Source organism: Microbacterium sp. MAH-37, assembly GCF_009758255.1.
Taxonomy (GTDB): Bacteria; Actinomycetota; Actinomycetes; order Actinomycetales; family Microbacteriaceae; genus Microbacterium.
Genome location: NZ_WSEN01000010.1, coordinates 842302 through 867318, shown reverse-complemented (window position 1 = coordinate 867318; position 25017 = coordinate 842302). Strand labels below are relative to the sequence as shown.

General features: G+C 69.2%; 15 protein-coding genes. 7 read left to right on the top strand and 8 right to left on the bottom strand.

The annotated features are described in order from the left end of the window. Positions 1 to 15: 15 nt before the first annotated feature. From GON06_RS18190 to GON06_RS18175, 4 genes are all read right to left on the bottom strand, one after another. Entirely contained in the window at positions 16 to 1644 is a 1629-nt protein-coding gene (locus GON06_RS18190) for an FAD-dependent oxidoreductase (protein ID WP_157313715.1), read from the bottom strand. Further along, the gene (locus GON06_RS18185) at positions 1641 to 2714 is read right to left on the bottom strand and encodes a LacI family DNA-binding transcriptional regulator (RefSeq protein WP_157313714.1); all 1074 of its coding nucleotides are present in this window, start codon (positions 2712 to 2714) and stop codon (positions 1641 to 1643) included. Before GON06_RS18185 ends, GON06_RS18190 begins: the two co-directional genes overlap by 4 nt. Before the next feature lie 98 nt (positions 2715 to 2812). Continuing rightward, the gene (locus GON06_RS18180; protein WP_332837709.1) at positions 2813 to 5038 is read right to left on the bottom strand and encodes an FAD-dependent oxidoreductase; all 2226 of its coding nucleotides are present in this window, start codon (positions 5036 to 5038) and stop codon (positions 2813 to 2815) included. A 34-nt stretch (positions 5039 to 5072) separates the two neighbouring features. Then, positions 5073 to 6089 carry a LacI family DNA-binding transcriptional regulator gene (locus tag GON06_RS18175; protein ID WP_157313713.1) on the bottom strand — a complete coding sequence of 339 codons (1017 nt, stop codon included), beginning with the start codon at positions 6087 to 6089 and terminating at the stop codon, positions 5073 to 5075. Positions 6090 to 6245: 156 nt separating this feature from the next. Between GON06_RS18175 and GON06_RS18170 the strand changes: the two genes are divergently transcribed. Continuing rightward, positions 6246 to 9887, top strand: coding sequence for a hypothetical protein (locus GON06_RS18170; RefSeq protein WP_157313712.1), 3642 nt, complete (start codon positions 6246 to 6248; stop codon positions 9885 to 9887). 73 nt (positions 9888 to 9960) lie between these two features. Here the strand turns inward: GON06_RS18170 and GON06_RS18165 are convergent, their stop codons facing one another. Beyond that, positions 9961 to 13290: a hypothetical protein gene (locus GON06_RS18165; RefSeq protein WP_157313711.1), complete on the bottom strand. Its 3330-nt coding sequence runs from the start codon at positions 13288 to 13290 to the stop codon at positions 9961 to 9963. A 236-nt stretch (positions 13291 to 13526) separates the two neighbouring features. Between GON06_RS18165 and GON06_RS18160 the strand changes: the two genes are divergently transcribed. Continuing rightward, entirely contained in the window at positions 13527 to 14771 is a 1245-nt protein-coding gene (locus GON06_RS18160) for an ROK family transcriptional regulator (protein ID WP_332837708.1), read from the top strand. A gap of 35 nt (positions 14772 to 14806) precedes the next feature. On the opposite strand, the gene GON06_RS18155 is transcribed toward GON06_RS18160, so the two are convergent. Next, positions 14807 to 18064, bottom strand: a complete 3258-nt coding sequence (locus GON06_RS18155; RefSeq protein ID WP_157313710.1) for a hypothetical protein — start codon at positions 18062 to 18064, stop codon at positions 14807 to 14809. Between the two features lie 147 nt (positions 18065 to 18211). On the opposite strand from GON06_RS18155, the gene GON06_RS18150 reads away from it, so the two are divergent. Then, the gene (locus tag GON06_RS18150) at positions 18212 to 19471 is read left to right on the top strand and encodes an ROK family transcriptional regulator (protein WP_157313709.1); all 1260 of its coding nucleotides are present in this window, start codon (positions 18212 to 18214) and stop codon (positions 19469 to 19471) included. Continuing rightward, entirely contained in the window at positions 19468 to 21909 is a 2442-nt protein-coding gene (locus GON06_RS18145; RefSeq protein ID WP_157313708.1) for a glycoside hydrolase family 2 protein, read from the top strand. Before GON06_RS18150 ends, GON06_RS18145 begins: the two co-directional genes overlap by 4 nt. Before the next feature lie 30 nt (positions 21910 to 21939). On the opposite strand, the gene GON06_RS18140 is transcribed toward GON06_RS18145, so the two are convergent. Then, positions 21940 to 22362, bottom strand: a complete 423-nt coding sequence (locus GON06_RS18140; RefSeq protein WP_157313707.1) for an NUDIX hydrolase — start codon at positions 22360 to 22362, stop codon at positions 21940 to 21942. A gap of 86 nt (positions 22363 to 22448) precedes the next feature. On the opposite strand from GON06_RS18140, the gene GON06_RS18135 reads away from it, so the two are divergent. Continuing rightward, positions 22449 to 22907 (top strand): iron chaperone, encoded by a 459-nt coding sequence (locus GON06_RS18135; RefSeq protein WP_157313706.1) that lies wholly within the window; start codon positions 22449 to 22451, stop codon positions 22905 to 22907. Positions 22908 to 22929: 22 nt separating this feature from the next. On the opposite strand, the gene GON06_RS18130 is transcribed toward GON06_RS18135, so the two are convergent. Continuing rightward, on the bottom strand, positions 22930 to 24069 hold the full coding sequence (locus GON06_RS18130) for an aminotransferase class V-fold PLP-dependent enzyme (RefSeq protein ID WP_157313705.1): 1140 nt from the start codon (positions 24067 to 24069) through the stop codon (positions 22930 to 22932). 123 nt (positions 24070 to 24192) lie between these two features. Between GON06_RS18130 and GON06_RS18125 the strand changes: the two genes are divergently transcribed. Beyond that, positions 24193 to 24525: an ArsR/SmtB family transcription factor gene (locus GON06_RS18125; RefSeq protein WP_157313704.1), complete on the top strand. Its 333-nt coding sequence runs from the start codon at positions 24193 to 24195 to the stop codon at positions 24523 to 24525. After that, the gene (locus GON06_RS18120) at positions 24522 to 25001 is read left to right on the top strand and encodes an SRPBCC domain-containing protein (protein ID WP_157313703.1); all 480 of its coding nucleotides are present in this window, start codon (positions 24522 to 24524) and stop codon (positions 24999 to 25001) included. The genes GON06_RS18125 and GON06_RS18120 overlap by 4 nt, the downstream gene beginning before the upstream one ends. Positions 25002 to 25017: the final 16 nt, after the last annotated feature.

The following is a 25017-nucleotide window of genomic DNA, read 5'->3' as shown; positions in this document are numbered from 1 at the left end:
CTCCGACGGCTCCGATCAGTACGCGTGCACTCGCCCCTCGGGCCAGTGCCGTTCGACCCCGACGTCATCGAGTTCGGCCTGAAAGGCCGCGAGATGCCGCCCGTCCGCGCGCACGGCATGCGGGTCGAGGCCGGCGGCGGCGCAGTACGCCGCGAGGTGCCCTGCCGCCTCTCCGATGTTCCACTCCACCGGATGCAGGCGGTAGCAGCCGTTGGTGATGTGCGTGGTCCCGATGTTCTTGCATGCAGCAAGCAGATTCTTCATCCGCCGGGGGATGAGGGCGCCCAGCGGGATCTCGAACGGCGTCGAGGCGACGTCGATGTACGTGTCTCCCCCGGTCGACGGATGCAGGTCGATGCGGTACATCCCCACCCCGACGGAGTCCTCGTACCGCGTGGCGCCGGCGTCACCGCGCACCGCGAACGAGACGTCGTTCTCGGTCACCGTCGTCAGTGCGCGGATGCGGCGGGACTCGCGATGGTACGGGGCCTGTGCGAGCCCGTCGTCCGTGCCCATGACATCAGGGCGCAGGCGCAGACCGGGGAAGCCCCGCCCGCCGTCCGAGCGCGGGGCCTCGGTCTGCATCCAGTACAGCATCGACAGGCTCAGGCGCCGCGCGGCCGCGTATCGCTCGAGTTCGACCTCGCGCGGAACATCGAGCACCGGCGCCAGGAAGTAGTCGATGCTCGGCCAGTTCACCAGGCAGAGGTCGCTCGCGTAGAAGCCGTCGGCGAACATCGACCGCGCCGCGATCCTGCGGAAGCGCCACAGCTCGAGGTCGCCGGCGGTCTTCGACTGGTCCGCGTTCACCGCCAGCACGTCGTCGTCCGGATTCGGATCGAACGTCCGCTGCGTCATCTCCAGCGTGCGGGGGTTCGGCGCGACCCAGGACAGCATCCGCTCGCCCTGCCAGGCGGCGGGCGCGTACTCGCGCCAGAACTCGTAGTCCTCCGGCTCAGGGATGGTGTGGTCGCCGTCGACGTGCTCGACGACGAAGCACACGCTGAGCGCCTGCACGTTCTCGGGCTGCGCCGTCTCCGGCGCGCTGGGCTCGCCGGTCTCGGCGTGCGATTCGAAGCCGGTCACGTACTCGGTGCCGGTCAGGGGGAGCAGTTCACCGGTCTCCGTCGCGTCCAGGACGAAGTCGGCGCTCACGGTGATCTCGTCGCCGTCGCCGACGGCCGGGGCCAGCGTCACACCGATGACGCGGTCGCCGTCCACCTCCGCCGCCACCGGCCGCATCCGTTCCAGAAGCCTGATCCTCCCCGCTGAGCGGTACGGCGCGAGCATCTCCTCGAGCACGCCCACGGCGACCCGCGGTTCGTGGCAGAGACGCGAGACCCACCCGGCACCGGGGTTGAGGTCCGGCTGCTTCCGTGCCGCCTCCGTCAGCGGGTACCGGCGCCGGTATGCGTCGCGGATGCCCTCACGGAGGGCTCGGTAGCGCGCGGTGACGCCGAACTCCTCGACCCAGGCGTGCTCGTCCGGCGGCACCGCCTGCGAGGTGAGCTGGCCGCCGATCCAGGGATGCTCCTCCGTGAGCACCACCTGCGCGCCCCGCTCAGCCGCGGCGAGCGCAGCGGCGATGCCGCCGAGACCGGCTCCGACGATGAGGACGTCGGTGGAGATGTCGGCGGTGGTCATGCGGGGGATCCTTCCCGTGGCGGGGTCGTGGGTGCGGGTGCGAGCGTTGCGCCCTCGACGTCGGCGCAGTCCAGGAGCTGGTGCAGGTCTCGTTCGTTCAGAGGTGGGGCGGACGCGGCCTGCTGGTCGATGATGCGCGACAGGAGCAGGACGGCCCTGGCCCCCATCTCCTCGCGCGGGACGGCGAATCCCGACCACCTGCGCCCGCCGCGCCGGGGGTTCAGCGGCTGACCGAGCAGCAGCATCGACACGTCGAGGGGGACGCGCAGGCCACGGGCTTCCAGGGCGTCGGCGAGGGCCTCGGCATCGGTCTCGGGCGTGACGAGCACGGCGCTGAGACCGCGGCCGACGATCTCGGATGCGACGTCCGATGCGCTGCCCGGCTCGAGGACGCAGGGGGCGATCCCCTCCGTGCGGACGCCCTCGCGGTAGCCCGCGAGGCGGTCCTGGGCCGGCTCGTCCGTGAACGGGGATGCGACGTAACCGATCCGCCGATGCCCCAGGGCCGTCAGGCGGGCCAGCTGGCGCGCGGTCGCGACGGCGTAGTCCGCCCCGACGTAGGAGAGCGCCTGGCCCTCGCGCTCACGCTTGCCGACGAAGACGAAGGGGTATGCGGTGTCGAGAAGCTTCTGCAGTTCGGCGTGATCCTCCTGATGCCCGAGCAGCAGGCATCCGTCGGCGATGCCGAGCCGCTGCCAGCCGTCATGCGCGAGCCGACGCCGTCCGTCGACGACGCGGGCGGAGGTGAACAGCAGCGTGTCGACACCCAGGCGCTCGGCCGCGTGCTCGATGCCGTGCAGGATCGCGTTGTAGAAGTCGTTGCCGCCGCGCGGGAACGTCGTCTCGTACGTGAAGATCCCGAGGATCTGATTGCGGCCGCTGGCCAGGCGCTGGGCGACCGGGTTCGCCGAGTAGCCGGTGATGCGGATCGCGTCGAGCACCCTGGCGCGGGTGGCCTCCGAGATGCGGACGCCGGCCGGCGCGCTGCCGTTCAGCACGAAGCTCACCGTCGGCTGGCTGACGCCGGCCATGGCGGCGACGTCGGCCTGGGTGACGTGATGGCGCGGCATCGCACCTCCTTGATCCGCTGTTCGTGACGACCTGAGCAGTCTCCGCTCAGCCGGATGATGCGGTCAAGGTGATAATGCGCATTATTAGCGGAATCGCATCACGATTCGAACACCCGCACCGCATGGATCATCACTCGCGGATCGCCGTTCGTCGCGGTCACGACGATGCGGACGGCGTCGGTGATCACCTGGTCGACGTCGTGGACCCGCCGACGGCGGCGGTTGCCGGCGACCTCGGTGAGCACCTGCCACGCGCCGCCCACGCGCGCCTCGACGCGGTAGTCGCGGACGAGCTCCGGCATGACGAGGAACGGAGTGGTGTGGTGGTGCAGGTTGATGAGGTCCTCGTCGACGTCGTCGTTGAAGACGAGTTCGATCCGTGCGACGGGACGAGCGGTGTCCCAGCGGAGCTCGATCCACTCCTCGCCGGCGGTCGGCTCGGACGCCCACAGCTGCGGACCGCCGAACGGCCGGGCGAAACCGCCCACGACGTGCGCGGGCCGGTACGCCGCGGTGTCGGGCGTGACCGCGAAGCGCGGCGATCGTCTGCGCAGCTCCGCGGCGGACCACTCGTTGGTCTGCGGATCGGCGAGCAGCACCCCGGGCTCTCTGGCGAGCAGTCCGAGCACTCCGTAGGGCGGGCGCTCGTCCCCCACCAGGATCGCGAGATCGTCGTTGCGGCGCACGATGACGACGGCGTCCTCCGGCGCATCCGGCGCGTGATCGAAGCGCGCCTCGAGGACGCCCCGCCCCCGATCCACCCTGACCTCGCGGGTCGCGACATGGTCGACGGGGATGTGGTTCATGCCGTTGCCCGTGCCCCACAGCTCGACGCGGGCGATCGTGTCGACGGCCGCCTCGACGCCGATGCGCACCGTGTCCAGCCTCGGGTCGACGGGCAGCAGCAGGGCGAAGTCGCGGTCGCCGATCGGGAGGGCCTCGTCGCCCGCAGCCGCCCCCAGCACGCGCAGGGTGGACGACGCGGAGACCGATGCCGAGAGCGCCAGATCCGCGGCATCCGTCCAGGGCACCCCGACCACCGAGGCATCCTGACGGACGAGGGTGGACAGCAGCTCGGTCAGGTGCTGTCGGCCGATCTCGCGCGGGGTGGTGCCGTGGCGGGCGGCGAGGGCGGCGCCGGTGCCCGCAGCCTCGCCGGTGACCGCGCAGGTCGCCATGACGCGCGTCGTGCCGAAGGCGACGTGGGTGGCCGAGATGTCGCGGCCGGCCATGAGCATGTTCGAGACGTTCACCGAGTACAGCGAGCGGAACGGGATCTCGTAGAGACCGGGACCATGCAGGTGACGGGATCCCGCGGCATCCGAGTACACGCCTCCTGGCGGGTGCAGGTCGATCGACCACCCGCCGAATCCGATGTTGTCAGGGAAGCCGGTCTGCCCGAGGATGTCGTGCTGGGTGAGCACGTGATCGCCGACGAAGCGGCGGTACTCGCGCTTGCCGGGCATGGTGCCCACCCATTCCAGGGTGAGGGTGTCGGCGTCGAACTCACCGGAGTTCTTGATGTGGTCCCAGATGCCGAAGACGACGCCCCACAGCTCGTCGCGGATCGCCTCGTTGTCGTCCACGGCGTCGAGTTCGCCGCCCCACTCGATCCACCAGTAGTCGCAGCCGTTCATGGCGGTGTCGATGTGGCGATGGATCGGGATGCCCGCCGCGACGATGTCCTTCGTGATCCCCGGGGGCACGAACCGCACCGGCGCTCCGGTGTCCTTCGTGTAGAAGAGGATGGTGCTGCCGAGCATCTCCGTGTCGGCGGTCTCGGGCGCCCAGGGCTCCGCGAATGCGGCGCGATCCTCGCGACCGGACATGTACCGCGCCCCGGCGAGGTGCCCGACGAGGCCGTCACCGGTGCAGTCGATGAAGATCGGCGATGAGAACGTGATGAGCTTCTCGGATCCGGTCTGCCAGCCGGTCACCGTCTCGATCGTGCGGTCGTCCTCCGGCCCGGTCGCGGTGACCTCGCGCACATCGGTGTTGAGGAAGAGCGAGATGTTCTCCTCGGCGCGGACGGCGTCGAGCACGACGTGGTCCCAGAGGATCGGGTTCCCCTCGGGATTGCGCCACTGGTTCTCGAGGAACAGCTCCCCCATGATCCCGGTCTCCCTGGCGAACTTCTGAGCGCCGTGCGACGTGGCGCCGACGATCCAGACGCGCACCTCGCTCGACGAGTTCCCGCCGAGCACGGGGCGGTTGTTGATCAGGGCAACGCGAGCGCCGTTGCGGGCAGCGGCGATGGCCGCCGCCACGCCGGCGGGGCCGCCGCCGATGACCGTGACGTCGGCGTCATGGGTGAGTGTCTGCACGATTCTCCTGTTCAGGCGGATTCTGGATGCCGGGTCACCGCGAGCGATCCGGAACAGTGGAGCGCCCGACGGCGAGCGTCCCCGGAACGCGGACGATCGGCTCGAGCTGCTCGCCGGCGATCGCGGCCAGCAGCGCGTCGCCGGCGGCACGGCCGACGTCGACCAGTCGCGGGTCGACGCTGGTCAGATCGAGATCGGTGCCGAGCACGTGCCGCTGGTGGTTGTCGTGTCCGACCACGGCGACGTCCTCGGGGACACGCAGCCCGGCATCCGCGAGGGCCGCCATCGCGCCGATGGCGATCTCGTCGTTGCCTGCGACGACTCCGTCGAACGATTCACCCGCGTCGAGCAGATGGCGCACGGCTTCGCGTCCCCACGCCTGCGAGTAGGAACCGTACGCCGGTCTGCCGCCCACGGGCTGGAGCCCGCTCTGCGCCAGGCTCTCGACGACGCCCTCGGCTCGTCGTGCAACGGCGGGCAGGTCGGCGGAGGCCGTGATGTGCGCGAGGCGCGTCCGACCGAGTCCGAGCAGGTGCTCGGCCGCGATGACGCCGGCCTGATGCTCGTCCGAGGTGACGACCGGTCTGCGCGACGGCGTGGGCTCGACGTTCGTGAAGATCATGGGTGCCGGGAACTCGAGAGCCTCGGCGAGGTCCGTGATGTCCGGGGTGTCTCCGACCACGAGGAGCGCATCGACGCGGCGCGCCTTCAGCCGCTTGAGGTGCGCGGCGAGATCGGCCGGCGTCGCCCGTGCGTTGTGCATGAGCGTCGCGATGCCGTGCTCGCCCAGCCGCTCAGCGGCGCCGATGATCACCGGCATGCTGAACAGGCCGACGGCCTGTTCGGCCAGCACCCCCACGGTCGCGCTGCGGCCCGTGACGAATGATCTGGCCAGGGCGTCGGGGTGGAAGTCCAGGCGCTCGGCCGTGGCGCGCACGCGCTCCCGTGTGCTCTCCGACACACGGCCCGTGGCACCGAGAGCGCGGGATGCCGTGCCGACGGACACGCCGGCCGCGGCCGCGACATCGCTGAGCGTGACCTTCTTGGCCATCGGGACCTCCTCGGGATGCGCAAACAATTGTGCATCGGTTGACAGCACGACCTTAGCAGTCCATGATCATCAATCGACGCCATGTGCGTAAACGATTGCGCAACCTGTGAGCAGATCCCGGCGTCACCCACCGCCTATCGAAGGAGATGGCACCGCATGCCCAGATCATCCCCGCACCACCGACGACGGATCCGTGGGTCCGTCGCGATCGTCGCCGCAGCAGTCACCGCGCTCGGCGCGCTCACCGTCACGGCCGCGCACGCCTCGGACACCGTGTCCGCACGCCTCGGCGACCCTGCCGTCTACTCAGGCGTCATCAAGGCCTGGCCGGGCGACAAGGACAAGGATCCCGCCCATGCCACCCGTCAGGTCGACGGAGAGTCCTGCTGGGTGATGTCGAACGACCCGTTCAATCGCTACGTCTACGTGGACGTCGACCCCGCGGCCATCCCCGCCGGCGCGACGCGGGCTCTCGTCACCGTGAGATTTCACGACGCCGCGCCCACCGGGATGCGCATCGCGTACGACGCCAGGTCCAACGCGTTCCAGACCACTGCGACGCAGCAGCTGCTCGGCACCGGGGAATTCGTCTCCTCGCAGTTCGAGCTCACCGACATCCGCTTCTCCAACAACGCCAACGGTGCGGACTTCCGCGTCGACGTCACGGCGAACGAGGGTTCCGTGCCCCCGGTCTGCATCAGTGACATCACCGTGGACTTCACGGACACTCCTCCGCTCGCGATCACCTCGCGGTCGCTGATGTTCGAAGAGGGTGACGCGGCGATCTCGCTCGCCAGCGCCGCGACCTCGGTGGACTACGTCATCGGCGATGCCGAGGGCGTGCCCGTGAAGACCGGAAAGGCGCCTGTCTCCGGCGGCAAGACGAGCATCGATCTGAACGACTTCGGCCCCGGCTACTACACCCTGAAGGTCACGGCCGATCCGGGCGCTCCCGTCACCCGGACCACCTCGTTCGGCATCGTGACCCCGACACCGGCGGGTGCGGTGTCTCCCGACTCGTTCTACGGGGTCGGCATGCATTTCGGCTGGCAGGACGTCGCCACTGAGGACGCGCTGCTCGAGACCATGACACTGGTGGGCTGGGGCTCCACCCGGTCTGACGCGTACTGGTCCAGCATCGAGAAGTCCCCGGGCGTCTACAGCTTCGACAACTACGTCGGAACCCGGGGCACGCGCAAAGCCGCATCGCTGGGGATCACCACCACGCTCAACTGGATGCGGGACAACCCGCTCTACGACGGCGGCAAGACGCCCAGCACGCTCGAGGGGCTCGCCGCCTATGCGGCGTACGCCACCGCGTCTGCCCAGTACTACGCGCAGTTCGGGAGCTCGTTCAGCGTCTACAACGAGTACAACTCGACCGGGTTCAACAACGGCGGATGCGGGATCACCGCCGACTGCTATTACAAGATGCTCTCCACCACGTACGACGCCGTGAAGTCCGTCGCGCCCGACACCACGGTGCTCGGTCCGACATCGGCCGGCTTCTCGCTGCCCTTCGCCCAGCGGCTGATCGAACTCGGCGGCCTCGACAAGCTCGACGTGTACTCGGCGAACAATTACGGCTTTCACGAGCCGGGGCAGGCGCCCGAGACCGGCAGCTATGGCACGGACCTTCCCGTTCTGGCAGACATGATCGACCAGGCCGACGGAGATCGCGACATCCCGTTCTGGATCACCGAGACGGGTTCGGCGACGAACACGGCCGGGGTCACCGAGGAGCAGCAGGCCGAACGGATCGTCCGCGCCCAGGTGCTGGCGATGGCGGCCGGGGTGGACAAGCTGCTGATCTACGACGCCCTCGACGACGGTGACGATCCGACGGAGCGCGAGCAGCGGTTCGGACAGTTCCGCCGCCCTGCTGCAGGCATCACGGGGATCTCACCCAAGCCGTCCGCGGTCTCCACGGCAGTCCTGATCCGACAGCTTCCGGATGCGAAGGTCGGAGAGCGGGAGGATGCCGGGCACTCCGACGTGTACGTGTACCCCTCCGCCGCAGATGAGGAGACCCGCATCCTGTGGTCGATCTCGCCGCGCACGGTCGCGGTGTCCGCGGAGACGCCGATCACGCTCACGGACGAGTTCGGCGAAGCGACCGAACTCACCCCGCACGACGGCAAGGTCTGGATCGACCTCGACGGCAGCCCGGTGTATCTGCACGGTGCTGTCGGAGGCGTCCAGGTCGCAGAGGCGCCGGTGTCGTTGGAGGTCGCGGAGACCTCGGTGACGAACGGCCCGCTCACGGCGACCGTGACGGGCACGGGCGCCGCGGCGTCCACCGTCACGATCGGAGAGGTCGCGGCCGACCTCGCAGGCGGCGATGCCACGGCCGACCTGACCCTCCCCGGCGTCGAAAGCACCGGTACCCGCCGGGTCACCGCATCCGTCGCCGACGACAGCGGGACCTACGCGCGACTGCGCGATGCGAGCACCGTCATCGACAGTGCAGTCGTCACCGGGCGCCCCGCCGTCGCGCTCGAGGCGGACGGTGTCCGGACCAGCCTCGAGATCGGCATCACCAACAACGACCCCGTCAACGCGCTGCCCGTGAAGAAGGTGACCTGGAATGCGGCCGGAACGAACGGTGTCGCAGAGGATGCTCCTGCCGCCGTGCCGGCGGGGAGCACCGCGACCATCTCGATCCCGGTGACGGGTGCGGAACTGAACATGCCGTACTCCTACTCGGTGACCGCCCTCACCGGGACAGGCGACGTCCACGACGTCGGCAAGCTCAGCTGGGCGCCGATCGCGGACGGCGACGCGGCGTCCCTGCCGGCGATCTCCCTGGACGATCAGGGGAAGTGGGTGAGCCTGCGTGGCGGAACGAGAGACTCCTCGGCCGACCTCGGCGGCACGGTCCGTTTCAGCTCGACCCCGGAGGCGATCCGGGTGGACGCGACGGTCACGGACGACATCCACGTCGGCGCCCGGACGAGTGCGGTGGACAGCTGGCAGGTCGATTCGCTGCAGTTCAGCGCCTACACGGACTTCCCCGGGGTCGTCGGCGCCGTGCGGACGGAGTTCACCGCCGCTCTCCTCGACGGAGGCGCCGTGCTGTACACGCACGCGGCGGCGCCCGGTCAGAGCACGGGCGACACGCCGGGAGGGGCTGTCGAGATCTCGCGCGATGACGCCGCGGGAACGACGTCCTACGCCCTGTCGGTGCCCTGGGCCGCCCTCGGCTTCTCGGAGCGCCCGTCGTCGGTGTTCGGGCTCTCGCTGCTCGTCAACGATGCGGACTCCTCCGCCGCGACGGACGTCCGATCCGGGTTCATCGAGTGGGGCGGCGGAGTGGGCACGGCGCCGAAGGATCCGCTGAAGTTCATGTCGGCGCAGGTGCTCTCCGCGGACGAACCCGAACGACCATGCGACACCACGGTGGACAAGGATGTGAAGGGACCTCTCGTGGTGGCCGGCGGAACGACGTGCCTCACCGGTGTGACGGTCTCCGGTCCCGTCATGGTGACCGACGGCGGCTCGATCCGGGCGACGGATTCGACGCTCATGGGCATGCTGCTGGCGACATCCGCGGGAGAGGTGACGCTCACGAGCAGCGAGCTCAGGGGAATGCTCACCGTTCACGGCGCCTCCGGGCCCGTGACCATCGCCGACAGCGTCGTGCGAGGCATCGCGGCGCTCAGCGACAACTCCGGCGGCGTGACGCTGACCGGGAACGAGGCGTTCGGGCTGCTCAGCTGCACGGGGAACGATCCGGCCCCGACCGGCGGCTCGAACACGATCCACGGGATGGCATCCGGTCAGTGTGCCGGGCTGTGATCGGCTGAGAACTGCGGAATGGGGCGGTCGGCATGATGCCGACCGCCCCATTCCGTGTTCCTCACTCGTGCGCTCAGCCCACCAGCTGCACCGACTTGAACAGCGCGGGGTTCTTCGGCGCGGCGCCGACGCCGGCGCCCCACTCCAGATACCCGGCGCGTGCGTCGGTGCCGGGGATGTCGCCGTCGGCATCGTTCACCAGGAACGACAGTCCCCACACGCCGCTCGGCGGCCCGTCGTAGCCCAGCGACGACCACGGCACCGACACGTCGTAGGTCGTCGTCCCGGCATCCTCATCCCGCACGATCTCCGCCGTCGCCCCGGGGGTGAGCCCCGCCTTCTGTCCGGCCGGAGGCGTGAAGGTGTAGACGATCGGCCCGCTGGCGTACAGCGCCGCCGCGATCTCCACCCGCTCGCCGCCGAGCACGGTCGGGAACAGGTCGTAGGTGTTGAACTGGACCGAGTCGGCCTGCCAGCTCAGCGCAGGATCGGTGCGGTCCGCCTGATGCACGTCGTCGGTGATGGTGGCCCGCATCACCAGCGCGTCCTGCGTGGCGGTGTACTGCAGTCCGCCGCCCAGGTCGGCGGGACCGGTGCGGGTGCCCGAACGGATCGGATTCCACTTTCCGATGGTGTTCAAGTCGATCGGGTCGAGCGTCTGCGCTCCGTCTTTCTCGATCGGCGAGAAACTGATCGGGCCGCTGTCGGAACGTGTCAGCTCGCCGGAGTGCGCCACCACGCTCGCCGTCTGCGTGGTGTACAGCTTCGGGTCGTCGATCGGCACCGACACGGACTTCGTGGCGCCACCCGGAACGGTCAGCCCCTGCGTCACGGTGCCCGAGAGGTTCCCGACCTTCCAGTCGAAGCTGTCGATCGTGAGGTCGGTGTTCGCCGCGTTGTTCACGACGCTGACGTCGAGGCTGTACGCGTACCCGCCCGCCTCGGTGCTGATCGACGGCCGTGCCGAGACGGAGAACGGATCGACCACCGCGGTCTTTCCCCGGCCCTCGGACACGAGCCGGCCCTTCTTGTCCGTCAGGGTGACAGCCACCTCGCGCTCTCCGAGCCGAGTGACACCCGGCAGGGTCAGCGAGACCTTCCCCGTGTCGGCGAGGTTCACCTTCTTCTGCACACCCGACGCCGCGACGGTCAGCTCGCCGCCCTTGATGTCGGCCCCGTCGGCCACCGTCACCGTGACTGGGAGGTCGGCTCCCTGGACCGAGCTCTCCGCGACGGAGACATCGACCAGCGGAGCGCTCGGCGCGACCGTCGCGTCGCCGGTGACGAAGACCGGGGAGCCGGTGAGCTGCACGACCGCCGATCCCTTCGGCACGTTCCTGCTCCGGCCGAACTGGTCGGTCAGGACGTATCCGTTGCCGGAGTTGATCTGCACACTGTCGGTGCCGGTGCTCCACAGCACGCGGGTCGTGTCCGCGGCGCGGTCACCGGTGTAGCGCAGGCTGTACAGCGAGTCGGATCCCAGGTCCTCGCGGCCGGCCGGCGTCTTGCCGACGGTCTGCCTGATCGCCACGGCCTGCGAGACGAAGCCCGGCTTCGGGCTGATCCCGTGCACGGCGCCGTAGGTGTAGTTGTCTCCGGGGCACTTCCAGAGGTAGCAGGCGGTGTCGTCCGCACGGTTGATCAGGCCGAACCGATCTTCGCGCTCACCGGAGTTGAACCCGTCGTCGTAGAGGTCGTACCAGAGGTACTCGTCCGCTCCGGCGAGCTGGGCGAGCAGCGGTCCGCGGATCGCGTAGTCCGCCTGCTGCTCCTGGGTGGAGCCGGCGTCGTGCGTCGGCCAGCCGTTCTCTGTGATGCGCACCGGGATGTCACGATCCCCGTCCGCCTCGTCGATCATGGCCGTCAGCTGCTCCAGGTTCTTCAGGTCGGATGCCTGCTCGGGCGGTGTTCCCGCACCGTGCTCGGAGTAGCCGTAGTAGTTCGTGGCGTACGTGTCGAGGTGGTCGAGTCCGCCCTGCGCGATGAAGTCCTTCGCCCAGGCGAGCTGCACGCCGGCCGTGATCGGTGCGATGACGTTCGCCTTCGCGTCCGCCGCGTGCGCAGCCGTGAACGTCGGCTTCAGGATGTCGAGATAGCAGGCCGCCGTCAGGCCGCACGTCCCGTTGTTGAAACCGGACGAGTTGTACTCGTTGAGGATGCCGATGTCGTGAGAGTCGCCGGCAGCGGAGTAGTGAGCGGCCGTCGCACCGACGTAGGCGGCGAAGGCGGAGATCGCCTCGGGGCTCGCGGGCGTGCGGTTGCCGTCGTAGAGAGGGCTGGTGAGGCCGGCGTTCCACATCACCTGCTGTCCGCGGTCGGCGAGCTCGCCGACGACGCGCACGCCCTCGCCGCTGAAGTCGTACTGGCCCTTCGTCTTCTCGACCTCGCCCCAGGTCGTCTCGATGCGGCTCTTGCCGTAGCCGGCCAGGACCATCGCATCCATCAGGGCCTCGGTCTGCGCCGTCGGCTGGTGTCCGCGATGGATCTGCGTGCCGAAGAAGGCGTCGCCGTCGTTCCATCCCGCCGGCGGATCGTCGAGCACGGCGAGGGAGGTCGTGCGCGTGACCGGTTCGCCGACGTCGGCCGTGACACTCAGCGTGTAGTAGCCGAACGGCAGATCCTTCAGATCGATCGAGCCCTCACCGTCGGCCACGGCAGCGGTGCCGGTTCGCAGCTCGACGTCATCGGCGTCGCCCAGCCGCCAGCTCACCTCCTCGGCGGGCGTGGCCACATCCACCGAGGCCTGACCCTCCTTGAAGATGAGCGACGGGCTCATGATGGCCAGCGAGTCCAGGGCCGCGATCGGCTGGTCGGTGAAGCGCACCGAGATGCCGGAGATGCACACCGGAGGGATGGCGCCGTCCGCACCCTGCACCTGAACCCGGAAGTCGGAGCCGTTCGCCCTGTTCGTGAACTTGATGTCGGTGAGCTCGAACGAGTGCGACTTCCAGCCGCTGGTGTCCGTGAGCCGGTAGAGGCTCGAGTTCGCCCATGCGTTGGTGGTCGAGTTGTAGTTGACCAGCATTCCGGCGGTGCCGACGTCGTGGTAGTCCACCGTCACGATGGCGCGCGTGGCACCGGCGGGGATGGCGGCGTCTGCGACATCCACGTACACGTATCGCACGGCGGGGTCGTTCTGCATCTGCCAGCACTGCCGGCCGTCCACCGTGGTGGCGACCATGTCGGCGGTCGCGGAGTTGTCGCCGGGGCGCACCTTGTCGACGCCGTGCAGCTGCGGCGGCGCGGTGAGGATCGCACTCGCGTCCGGTGTCGCAGCCGTGGCAGCGGGCGATGACACCGCCACGAGCCCGGCCACCGCGACGGCGGTCGCGACCCCGGCGCTGAGCAGCCTTCTTCTTCGTGTTCGGGTTCTCGGCGGAGAGAACATGGCATTCGTGGACATGGGGGACTCCTTGATCTGACGTCGTCGTCGATTCGGCCGATTTGGCCGGGAATACGCTTACCAGCTTGCGAGAGTACTAACTTCTTCAAATGCATGGATTAAGTTAGACCCCAGGGCGCGGAAACACAAGCATCCGCTGAGCACGCAGCTGCCGGGTTGCGCGTTCACCCGTGGAATATGGTGGGGAGTCGCAGGTGACCCGTACGTCCGATCTTCGGAGAGCTCAAGGGGGTTCAGTGGCGCAGAGCCAGAGCCGTGGCACGAACATGCCGCGCGTCGCAGACTTCAATGAGGCAGTCGTGCTGAACGCGATCCGGCGCGCCTCCGGCGGCCGCAGTCGAGTCGAGCTCACGGAGGAGACCGGGCTCTCCGCCCAGACCGTGTCGAACATCTGCCGGCGCCTGCTGGACCAGGACCTGATCGTCGAGACCGGCAAGCAGGCCGTCGCCTTCGGCAAGCCGCGCACCATGCTCGAGCTGAATCCGGCGGGCTGCTACGCGGTCGGGGTCCACATCGACCCCGCCGTGATCACCTACGTCCTGCTGGACTTCACCGGCGCCGTCGTCGTCAACACCAGTCATGAGACCCCTGCCGTGCAGGATCCGGAATCGGTGCTGGCGCAGATCAACGAGCACATCCTCACCCTCATCGCCCAGGCGCCCGTCGATCGCGATCGCATCATCGGCATCGGGATCGCCTCACCCGGGCCCGTGGACGTCGTGCGCGGACTCGTCCTCGATCCGCCGCACCTGCCGGGATGGCACCAGGTGCCGCTGCGTGACGAGATTCAGGAGGCGACCGGGCTGCCGGTGCTGCTCGACAAGGACGTCATCGCCGGCGCCGTCGCGGAGCAGTGGGCCGGGGGGCCCGAGGGCGCCCGCAACTTCGTGTTCCTGTATCTCGGCACCGGCGTCGGACTCGGCATCGTGATCGACGACCTCGTCGTACGCGGGATCTCCAGCAACGCGGGCGATGTCGGCCTGCTCCCCGTCTCGGCCGACGAGTTCGGCGACCGCTACACCCGCCCGTTCCGCGCATTCTGGCAGGCCGGTTCCCCGCAGAGCCTCGCAGAGCAGGCAGTGGCCGCGGGCGTGCTGTCCGCTCGCACCGATCTCTCCACCCCGGCGATCGCCGAGGCTGCGTTCCGCGAGCTCTGCGCCCTGGCGGATGCGGGGGACGAGGGCGCCGGGGAGATTCTGGACCGGTCCGCCCGATCCACGGCATCCGCGATCCTCACCATCACGAACCTGCTCGACGTCGGTTCGATCATCGTCGGCGGCGCGATGTGGGAGCAGCTCTCCGAGCGCTTCCTCACGGTCATGCGGCCGATCGTCGCCCAGGGGTCGATCGCCCACCAGCTGCATGAGGTCTCGATCAACGGCACCACCCTCGGTGCGGATGTCGCGGCCATCGGCGCAGCGTGCCTGGTGCTGGACGACAAGTTCTCGCCCCGCCCGGCGACGCTGCAGCTGGGACGCTGAGGCACCGGGCGAGGCGAGGAGAAGGCGGGACCGCGTCAGCCGATCAGCTGCGCATCCCGGAAGAGCCTCGGATTCTTCGGCGTGGTGCCGATTCCGGACGCCCACTGCAGGAAGCCGTCCCTCGAGTCTCCGGCGGCGATGCCCCTGTCGTCGTCGTTGACCAGGAACGACATGGCGAACGGCTCGGCCGGCGGTCCGTCGAATCCGAGGGACGCCCAGGGGAGCTGCACCACGTAGTGCGTCGTCCTGGCCGACTCGTCGCGCACGATGTCGGCGGTGGCCCCGGGCGTCGTACCCGCGGTCTGGCCCCTCGGCGCGATGAAGGTCTGCACGGCAGCACCAGAGTCGAGCAGCGCCGCGCCGATCTCGACGCTCTGCCCACCGGGCGCCGAAGGCGAGCGGTCGTAGGTCGCGAACTGGATGGAGTCGGTCTGCCACATCGTCGCGGCGTCGCGGGCGCCGAAGTGCGCCTCGTCGACGACCCTGGCGTCCAGGTTCAATCCGGTGTCGTCATAGGTCACGGTCAGCCGACCACTGACGTCATCCGCTCCTGTGCGCGAGCCCTTCGATGAGACCCAGGAGCCGAGTGCGGCGAGATCGATCGGGGCGGCGTCGGCATCGCCCGTGCGCGTGATCGGACTGAAGGCGGCCGTGCCGGCCAGACCCGCATCGGACTCGCCGACCCCGATGCGGTACGGGACGAGTGCGAACAGCACGGGGTCGCCCGCATCCAGCCGGAAGTCGACCGTCCCGCCGGGCGGGATCTCCGTCTCGGCGGGAGCTTCACCCTCTGCGCCGCCGATCAGGTAGTGCAGTGCACCCGGTGCGGCCGCGACGGAGGCGTTGTTCGTCACCGCCACGTCGAGCACGTAGTCACGTCGCGCCCCGTCGGACAGGATGCGGGGCTGCGCCGAGACCGCATACGGCTCGACCGTTTCGGTCCGGGCGCGCAGCAGCGCAAGAACCGTGCCTCCGTTCGGGCCACGTCCGGAGTCGATGATCGTCGCGCGAGCCGCGCGGGCGCCCAACGCCGACGTCGGAGGCAGCTCGACCGAGCCGGTCAGCACGCCTTCCTTCACCGCCATCCTGGCGTCCTCCGCACCCGCGGCGCTGATCCGCAGGCTGGTGTGCGGCCCCTTCACTGCGGATCGGTCCATCGTGACGGTGGCGGGCGCGGGCTGCGACACCACGTTCGTCTTCGCCAGTGAGAGCTGCGGTGCGTCGTTCGTCGCGGCGACCGAGGTCACGGGCCCGCTGAGGTACACCGGCTCCCCATCGAGGTCGACCGTGGTTCCCGCGACCGGCGGGGTGAAGGTCGTCGTCCGCCCGAGGTGGTCGGTCAGCGTCAGCGGACCGGTCCCCGTCACCAGCGCGGCAGCGCCGTCCGGTGCCCAGAGCACCCGGCTGGTCGCGCCGTCACCCGTATAGGGGTACGAGTAGATCGCGTCTGAACCCACATCCTCCCGCGCCTGCAGCTTCTTGCCCGTCAGCTGTCGGATGAGGACCGAGGCCGCGACCGCCGCGGGCTTCGGAGAGACGCCGAGAGCCGACTCGTCCGGCCGCATGAAGATCCCGAAGTTGTGCTCGCGCTCGTTCGGGTCGGTGCCGTCGTCGAGGGCGGAGTACCAGGTGTACTCATCCACACCGGCATCCATCACCAGGATGCTCGCGCGCACGAGATCCTCGGCCTGCTGAGCCGGAGTCGATCCCACGGCATGCGTCGGCCAGCCGTTCTCGGTGATCCAGACCGGGATGTCGCGATCCCCGTCCTCCTGGTCCACGCGGTCGACAAGGGCGGGGAGCGCGGAGACCAGGAGAGTGTCCTCCGGCGGTGTGTTCTGCCCATGCAGTGCATAGCCGTACACGTTGAAGGCGAAGGTGTCGATGTAGTCGATCCCGCCCTTCTCGAAGAACTCCTCGTTCCAGTCAGGGACGATGCCCGAGGTGATCGGCCCCATCACGTTGACGTCAGGGTTGGCGGCGTGCATCGGACCGTAGACGGCCTTGAGCATGTCGACGTAGCAGGACGCGGTGATCCCGCAGGCGCCGTTGTTGAAGCCCGTGCCGTTGAACTCGTTGTAGATGTTGAAGTCGTCGATCTCCGGCCCGTACTCCGCAGCGGTCGCGGCGGCGAACCTGCCGAAGGCCGCGAGCCCCTCCGGCGTGCTCGGAGTCACGCCGCCGTCGTAGAGGGGGTTGCGGTACGCCACCACTCCCATCGGCTGCATCCCCAGGCTCAGCGCCTGCGCACTCTTGGAGTCGAAGGAGTACCCGGAGAAGCTGTAGACGTCCTTCTTCTTCTCGATGAGCTCCCAGTTGACGTCGCCGCGGATGTGCCCGTACCCGATGTCGGCGAGCGACTCCATCAGCCCGTCCTCCGCCGCGCCGTAGTGTCCGAAGTGACTGCTGATCCCGAAGAACGAGGCGTCGTCGAGTGCGCCGGACGGCGTCGGCGTGATGACTCCGAACGACGCGTGACGTTCCAGTCTCTCGCCCAGCACGTCGCCCTCGAAGGCGATGCCGAAGTAGCCGAGTCCGAGGTCGGAGACGTCCAGGCTCGCCTTGCCGTCGGCATCCGGTGCGAGGGTTCCGGTACGGAGCTGCGTGCCGTCGTCGGCCGTGAGGGCGTAGTCGACGCTCGACGCGAGAGTGCCGAGCTCGAGCACGGGATCGTCCGTGGTCAGAAGCAGACTCTTGTTCGTCAGCGAGAGACGAGGCACGTCACTGAAGGTTACCGCGACCTCGGAGAAGCACACCGGCGGCACGACGCCGCTCACAGGACTGACGTTGACCCGGAAGTCCGCATTGTTCGTCGCATTCAGGAACCGGATGGCATCGAGCTGGATGGTCTGCGTGCGCCAGGCGCCGGTCCCGTCGAGAATGGCGGGGGAGGATGCCTGGAACGCGGATCCGGTGCCGTCGTACTCGACCCGCATGGTCGTCGACGCAGCGTCGTAGTACGTGAGGGTCACGTTCGCGTACCGCGATCCCGAGGGCTTCGCATTCGTCGCGACATCCACGTAGAGGTAGCGGTTGAGGGGATCCTGCGACATCTGCCAGCACTCGACGCCGGCCATGGATGTCACGGCGTGCGCAGGATCCTTGTCTTTGTCTCCCGGCCACGCTGCGACGATCCCGTCGTAGCTCGGTGTCGCCGAGAGCACGGCGGTGGCATGGGGCTCGGCGACATCGGCCGCCGCGCCGGCTCCCGTGGCGAGGAGTCCTGCGACGATGAGGACGCCGGTGAGAGCGCAGGCCAGTCCGCGTCGTACGCGCGGTTGCTCGGTGGTCACAAGAGGCTCCTTCGACTCGGATTCCGAGTTACTCTAAGTTGTTGGGTAAATGACGATCAAGCCTGATCATCGGACGCATTATCGACCTGAAACCGCGGATTTCCAGCTGAAATTAAGAATCTCCAATCTGTTGATAAACTGCGCGACATGAACGACGCGATCGCGACCACAGCTCTGCGCGGCGGAAACCTCCCCCACCTGGCCGACTTCAACGAGACCATCGTCCTCGAGGCCATCAGGCGCGCGACGGACGGCTGTTCCCGGGTGGAACTTGCACGCGTCACCGGACTCTCCGGTCAGACGATCACGAACATCACCCGGCGCCTTCTCGCGCGAGAGCTCATTCACGAGGCCGGCAGGACGGCCCCCGCGGGCGTGGGCAAGCCGCGGACTCTCCTGCGCCTGAATGCGCGGGGCGCGCACGCCGTCGGGGTGCACATCGACCCGGCGAGCATCACGTACGTCCTGCTGGACTTCCACGGCCGGCCGGTGGCGCACACGTCTCATCGCACGCCCTCGGTGACAGATGTTCAGCCCGTTCTGGACGAGATCACCGCGCACGTCGAGTCGCTGATCTCGGACTCCGGCGTCGATCGGGATCGCGTCATCGGCGTCGGAATCGCCTCGCCCGGCCCGATCGATGTCGTCAACGGCGTGGTGCTGAACCCGCCGCTGCTGCCCGGCTGGGTGAATGTTCCGCTGCGCGATCACCTGCAGGAGCAGACCGGGCTGCCGACGATCATGGACAAGGACGTCATCGCCGGTGTCGTCGCGGAACAGTGGGCCGCGGACGCCGAGCACTCCCGCAACTTCGCCTTCGTGTACATCGGCACCGGCATCGGAGTCGGACTCGTCCTGGACGGGCATGTCGTCCGGGGCACGTCCAACAACATCGGCGACATCGGTCTGATGCCTGTCTCCACCACCGGAGATGCCGGCGAGTCCCCGCGAGAGTTCGCCGCGCTCGGGGCGGTCGCTTCCGCGCACGTCGTGATGCGCCAGGCCGCGCGGCGCGGCATCCTCCCCGCCGACTTCGGCGAGGTCCAGCCTGCCGAGGCCGCCGCCGCCTTCCGTGTGCTGCGCGCGCTCGCCGACGGCGGTTCCCCGTCTGCGCGCGAGATGCTCGTCGAGATGGCCCAGTACCTCGCATCCGGCATCCTGACCATCACCAACCTCCTCGACCTCGACCGTGTGCTGCTCGGCGGACCCATCTGGCGGGAACTCGCTCCGTACGCGCTCGACGTCATCGGCGCCGAGGTCGATCGCCGCACCGTGACCGGACGCCTGCACGAGGTGACCGTCTCCGGAACATCGCTCGGAGACCAGGTCGCCGCCATCGGCGCGGGCTGTCTCGTGCTCGACCAGCATTTCGCGCCCCGCTTCGCCCCGGACACGGTGCGCGCATGACCGCGCTGCGCCGCCGTCTGCTGCACGACGGCTGGACCGTGAGCGCCGGCGACGGACCGCACGAGCTGGACGAGCGCACCAGAATCCCGGCGACGGTCCCGGGATGCGTGCACACCGACCTTCTCGCCGAGGGACTCATAGACGACCCCTTCGCGGACGACAACGAGTCGGCGCAGCGCTGGATCGGCCAGACGGACTGGAACTACCGGACTCGCTTCGACGCAGAGCCGGGCGGCGCGGACCGGCACGATCTCGTGTTCGACGGCCTCGACACGGTCGCAGACGTCCGCCTCAACGGAATCCTCGTGCTGTCCGCTCGGAACCAGCACCGATCCCATCGGGTCGACGTCACCGACCTGCTGCGACACGGCGGCAACGACCTCGACATCCGCTTCACGTCGCCGGTGCGCTGGGCGAACGCGCAGAGCGCCGTCCTCGGAGCCCGTCCCCGCCCCTATCCCCTGCCCTACGAGGCGATCCGCAAGTCGGCGTCCAGCTTCGGCTGGGACTGGGGCATCCACACGGCGACCAGCGGCATCTGGCGGCCCGTCGCCCTGGAATCCTGGTCGACCGCCCGCATCGACCGCATCCTGCTCGATGCCCGGCCGGAGGATGCCGGACGCGGCATCCTCCGGGCCGACATCCGGATCGAGCGGGCGGATCCGGAGGCCGAGTTGACGGTGTCCGTCGACCTCCTCGGCGAGCACCGTCAGGCCGTCATCCCCGCCGGCGGGGACAGCGTCCTGATCGAGCTCCCGCTCGAGGACGTGCAGCGCTGGTGGCCCGTGGGGTACGGCGAACAGGCCCTCTACGAGGTCGACGTCGAGCTGCTGCACGACGGCGTCGTCGTCGACTCCCGCCGGCGGCGCGTGGGGTTCCGCACCGTGCGCTGGGACACTTCCCCGGATGCGCACGGCACGGGTTTCACCCTGCACATCAACGATCGGCCCGTGCTCGTGAAGGGCGTGAACTGGATTCCCGATGACGCACTGGTGACCCGTGTGACCGGAGACCAGTACCGGCGCCGGCTCGCGCAGGCGAGGGACGCGCACGTGAACCTCGTGCGGGTGTGGGGCGGAGGCATCTACGAGTCCGAGGAGTTCTACGACATCTGCGACGAGATGGGGGTGCTCACCTGGCAGGACTTCCTGTTCGCCTGCGCCGCGTACCCCGAGGAGGAGCCCCTCCGCAGCGAGGTGGAGGCCGAGGCGCGGGAGCACATCGTCAGGCTGAGCGGTCACGCCTCGCTCGTGCTCCTGTGCGGGAACAACGAGAACCTCATGGGCCACGACGACTGGGGGTGGCAGCGGTCGCTCGACGGCGCCACCTGGGGCGCCGGGTACTACTTCGAACTGCTGCCGCGCCTGGTGGCGGATCTCGCGCCGGGAACGCCCTACATCCCGGGGAGTCCCTTCCATCCGGGCGGCGGGCGCGCGAACGACGAGCGTCACGGTCCTGTGCACCTGTGGGAGCAGTGGAACACGGACGACTGGCGAACCTATCGCCGGCATGCGCCGCGATTCGTCGCCGAGTTCGGCTGGCAGGGGCCGCCGGCGTGGAGCACGTTGGCGGATGCGGTGCACGACGCACCCCTCACTCCGGAATCGCCAGGCATGCTGGTGCATCAGAAGGCCGCGGAGGGCAACGCGAAGCTCCGCGACGGACTGCTCGCGCACCTTCCCGTCCCGCGCGAGATGGCCGACTGGCACTGGGCGATGCAGTGGAACCAGGCCGCGGCGATCCGGTTCGCCCTCGGCCACTTCCGCAGTACGGGCATCACCAGCGGCACGATCGTCTGGCAGCTGAACGACTGCTGGCCGGTGACGTCGTGGTCCGCGATCGACTCTGCGGGAAGACGCAAACCCCTGTGGCATGCGCTGCGCCAGGCGTATTCGCCCCGGGAGATCGTGGTCGATGAGGATGCACGCACCGTGACGCTCCTGAACGACACCGACCAGGCGTGGACCGGTCCGGTGCGGCTGCGCAGACTCGCCTTCGACGGGACCGAACTCGCGCGATCGGAGCATCAGGCGCGGGTGCGCCCGCGCTCGATCGAGACGTTCACGATCGACGACGACGTCGCAGAACCCGTGCATCCGGGTTCCGAACTGATCGTCGTCGATCTCGGTCATCAGCGCGGCTTCGGCTGGTTCGCGGAACCACGGGCCTCATCGCTGGAGCCCGCCGCCATCGAGTCGACCGTCGCGGCGACGCCGGAAGGTGCGACCGTGACCGTCGTCGCACGGAATCTCGTCCGTGACCTCTCCCTGCTCGTCGATCGCGCGCATCCCGAGGCCACGGTGGATCGCGCACTGGTGACCCTGCTGCCGGGCGAGAGCGCGCAGTTCGCGATCACGGCCGTCTCGGACCCTGCCGCGCTGCAGGACCCGCTCGTGATGCGCTCACTGAACGACCTGGTGCGGAACACGACGGCCTGAGACATCCGGCGTGCGATCCCCGCGGGGCACTCAGCGGATGCCGGCCATCCGCAGGGCGATGTCGACGAGCTTCACACGGTGCAGCGTCTCCGCCTTCTCGGGCGGGAACCAGCCGGCGCGGTCGGTGGAGCCGTTCTCCTCGAACCGCAGCCGCCCGCCGGTGACCTCGCCGCGGTAGATGATGCGGAGGGTGTGCAGGGGCTCCTCCGCGTACGAGATGCGGCGGGTGGCGGGGATCACCCGGGAATGGATGCCGAGCAGCTCGCGCACCGCGATCGTGTAGCCGGTCTCCTCACGGACTTCGCGGCGCACCGCATCCTCCGGGTCCTCGCCGTCCTCGAGGCCGCCGCCCGGCATGGTCCAGGCGATGCGCCGACCCTCGGTCCAGCGGGCGAGCAGGATCCGATCGCTGTCGTCGGTGACGACGGCGTAAGCGGCGACGCGCAGATCCATGTGCCCACAGTAGTGGTCAGGAATCGAGAAGCGGCCCCTTCTTACGCCCCCGTAGCGTGGGGTCACACCCCAGGAGAGGACGCATCATGGACACCACCACCGAGACCGCCGTGAACTTCACCGACGAGGAGCGGGCTGCGATGAAGGCCCGCACCAAGGAGGTGCGCACGGCGCGCGGACGCGCGAAGAAGTCGCCCGAGGAGGTCTACGCCGAAGGCCTCGCGGAGGTGCAGGAGAAGATCGCCGGGCTCCCCGACGAGGACCGGATGCTGGGCGAGCAGCTGCACGCACTGGTCACGGAGAACGCACCGCATCTGGTGCCGCGCACCTACTACGGGATGCCGGCATGGGCGAACTCCGCAGGCAAGGTCGTGTGCTTCTTCAAGCCGAAGTCGAAGTTCAAGGTGCGCTACGCGACCTTCGAGTTCGACACCGCCGCCGCCCTCGACGACGGCGATGTGTGGCCCGTCTCGTTCGCGGTCACCCGGCTCGGAGACGCCGACCGGGAGCTCCTCGCCGCTCTGGTCCGCCGCGCGGCGTCCTGAACCGGGCCGTCCTGAACCGGGCTCAGACCGGCGTGACGCCGATCCGGTCGAGGGCGTCGGCGAGGCGGGCGACCGCCCCGTCGACGTCGCTGAGCTTGTCCAGGCCGAAAAGGCCGATACGGAAGGTCGAGAAATCCTCGGGCTCGCCGCAGTGCAGCGGCACGCCGGCGGCGACCTGCAGGCCGGCCTCGCGCAGGCGCGCTCCGGTGCGCAGGCCGGGGTCGTCGGCGTGCACGACGACGACGCTGGGTGCCGCCCAGTCGGATGCCGCGACGGACGGCAGTCCGCGCTCGCCGAGCATCTCGCGCACCCGGCGGCCCAGTTCGATCTGAGCGGCACGGACATCGGCGAAGCCGCGGTCACGCGTCTCGATCATCTGGGCGAGGTTGTGTGCGATCGAATCGGTCGGCGTGGTCGCGTGGTAGGCGGCGCGGCCGTCCACGTAGGCGTCGGCCATGGCCAGCCAGGTGCGCAGGTCGAGCGCGAAGCTGCTGGACGGCGTGGCCTCGACGACCTCGCGTGCGGCGGAGCTGAGCATGACGTAGCCGGTGCCTGGCGTGCCGCTCCAGCCCTTCTGCGGCGCGCTGATCAGCACGTCGACGCCGAGATCCTGCATGTCCACCCACATCGCACCGGAGGCGACGCAGTCGAGCACCAGCAGACCACCCACCTCGTGCACGGCCGCCGCCAGGGAGCGGACGTAGTCGTCCGTGAGCATGATGCCCGCCGCGGTCTCGACGTGCGGCGCGAAGACCACCTCGGTGCGGCGGGCGCGGATCACCTCGACGACCTCGTCGATCGGCGCCGGGCTCCACGCCGCCTGGTGTGCGTCGGATTCCGGCCTGGCCAGGCAGACCGTGACGTCGGTGGCGAACTCCCCGGCATCCAGGATCTGCGACCAGCGGTACGAGAACAGGCCGTTGCGCACGACCAGCGCGCGGCGGCCGGCGGCCAGGTGCCGGGCGACCGACTCCATCGCGTAGGTGCCGCCGCCGTTGACGATCGCGACGCTGTGCGCGTTGTACGCCTCGCGCAGGATGCCGAGGGTCTGCTGCATCACGCCGATGAAGCGCTGCGACATGTGGTTCAGGGAACGGTCGGTGAAGACCACCGAGTACTCCAGCAGACCGTCCGGATCGATGTCAGCGTGGGGAAGACTCATGCCCCCAGCTTGGCACGGCGGTCGGTGCGGCGTCAGTTCCCGCTCAGCCGATGCGCACGCGTCGATCCTCTGCGGCGGGTTCGACCCTTGCGGCTTCTGGCGGAGCGAGCAATACTTAGCCTTATGGCAAAGTATGAGGAGCTCGACGAGGTCTTCGTCGCGCTCGCCGACCCCACGCGCCGCGCGGTCATCCGCCGGCTGGGCAGGGGACCGGCGAGCGTGAGCGAGTTGGCCGCACCGTTCCCCATCACGCTGCCGTCGTTCATGAAGCACGTGCGGATGCTGGAATCCAGCGGCCTGATCCGCACCGCCAAGGCCGGACGGGTGCGCCGTTGCACGCTCGACCGGGAGCGGCTCGCGCTCGTGGACGACTGGCTCGCCGAGCAGCGCGAGCTGTGGGAGCAGCGCACCGACCGCCTCGCACGATTCGTCACCGACCCGGAGGAGACCCCATGAGCACCTTCGATCCCGCGCTCGACCTTTCGCTCGAGCGCACCATCCGCGCTCGGCGCGAGACGATCTGGAACGCCTGGACCGATCCGTCGCAGCTCGCGAAGTGGTGGGTTCCCGCTCCGACCCTCGCCCGTGTCGAGCGATTGGACGTCCGGCCAGGCGGTGCGTTCGTCACGAGCATGAGCGACGACGGTGCGGCGTTCGTGCCGCACACCGACGGCATCTTTCTCGTCGTCGAGCCGGGCGAGCGCCTCGTCTTCACGAACGCGATCGACAGTGCCTGGCGGCCCGCCACGCCGCAGCCGGTCGCGATGACCGCGGAGATCACGCTGACGCCGGATGCCGCGGGCACGACCTATCGGGTGGTCGTGCGGCACGGGGATCCGTCCGCGCGTGACAGGCACGAGCAGCTCGGCTTCCACGACGGCTGGGGTTCGGTGACCGACTCGCTCGCCGCTCTCGCGGAGGCATCCGTCTGAGCCGGCCGCGCTGCGC

What these genes read in the sequence shown, in the direction of transcription:
- GON06_RS18185 (WP_157313714.1), bottom strand. Translation starts at nt 2,714, where the DNA reads ATGCCGCGCCATCACGTCACCCAGGCCGACGTCGCCGCCATGGCCGGC.
- GON06_RS18135 (WP_157313706.1), top strand. Translation starts at nt 22,449, where the DNA reads ATGGACACCACCACCGAGACCGCCGTGAACTTCACCGACGAGGAGCGG.
- GON06_RS18130 (WP_157313705.1), bottom strand. Translation starts at nt 24,069, where the DNA reads ATGAGTCTTCCCCACGCTGACATCGATCCGGACGGTCTGCTGGAGTAC.
- GON06_RS18140 (WP_157313707.1), bottom strand. Translation starts at nt 22,362, where the DNA reads ATGGATCTGCGCGTCGCCGCTTACGCCGTCGTCACCGACGACAGCGAT.
- GON06_RS18190 (WP_157313715.1), bottom strand. Translation starts at nt 1,644, where the DNA reads ATGACCACCGCCGACATCTCCACCGACGTCCTCATCGTCGGAGCCGGT.
- GON06_RS18175 (WP_157313713.1), bottom strand. Translation starts at nt 6,089, where the DNA reads ATGGCCAAGAAGGTCACGCTCAGCGATGTCGCGGCCGCGGCCGGCGTG.
- GON06_RS18170 (WP_157313712.1), top strand. Translation starts at nt 6,246, where the DNA reads ATGCCCAGATCATCCCCGCACCACCGACGACGGATCCGTGGGTCCGTC.
- GON06_RS18120 (WP_157313703.1), top strand. Translation starts at nt 24,522, where the DNA reads ATGAGCACCTTCGATCCCGCGCTCGACCTTTCGCTCGAGCGCACCATC.
- GON06_RS18145 (WP_157313708.1), top strand. Translation starts at nt 19,468, where the DNA reads ATGACCGCGCTGCGCCGCCGTCTGCTGCACGACGGCTGGACCGTGAGC.
- GON06_RS18125 (WP_157313704.1), top strand. Translation starts at nt 24,193, where the DNA reads ATGGCAAAGTATGAGGAGCTCGACGAGGTCTTCGTCGCGCTCGCCGAC.
- GON06_RS18150 (WP_157313709.1), top strand. Translation starts at nt 18,212, where the DNA reads ATGAACGACGCGATCGCGACCACAGCTCTGCGCGGCGGAAACCTCCCC.
- GON06_RS18165 (WP_157313711.1), bottom strand. Translation starts at nt 13,290, where the DNA reads ATGTCCACGAATGCCATGTTCTCTCCGCCGAGAACCCGAACACGAAGA.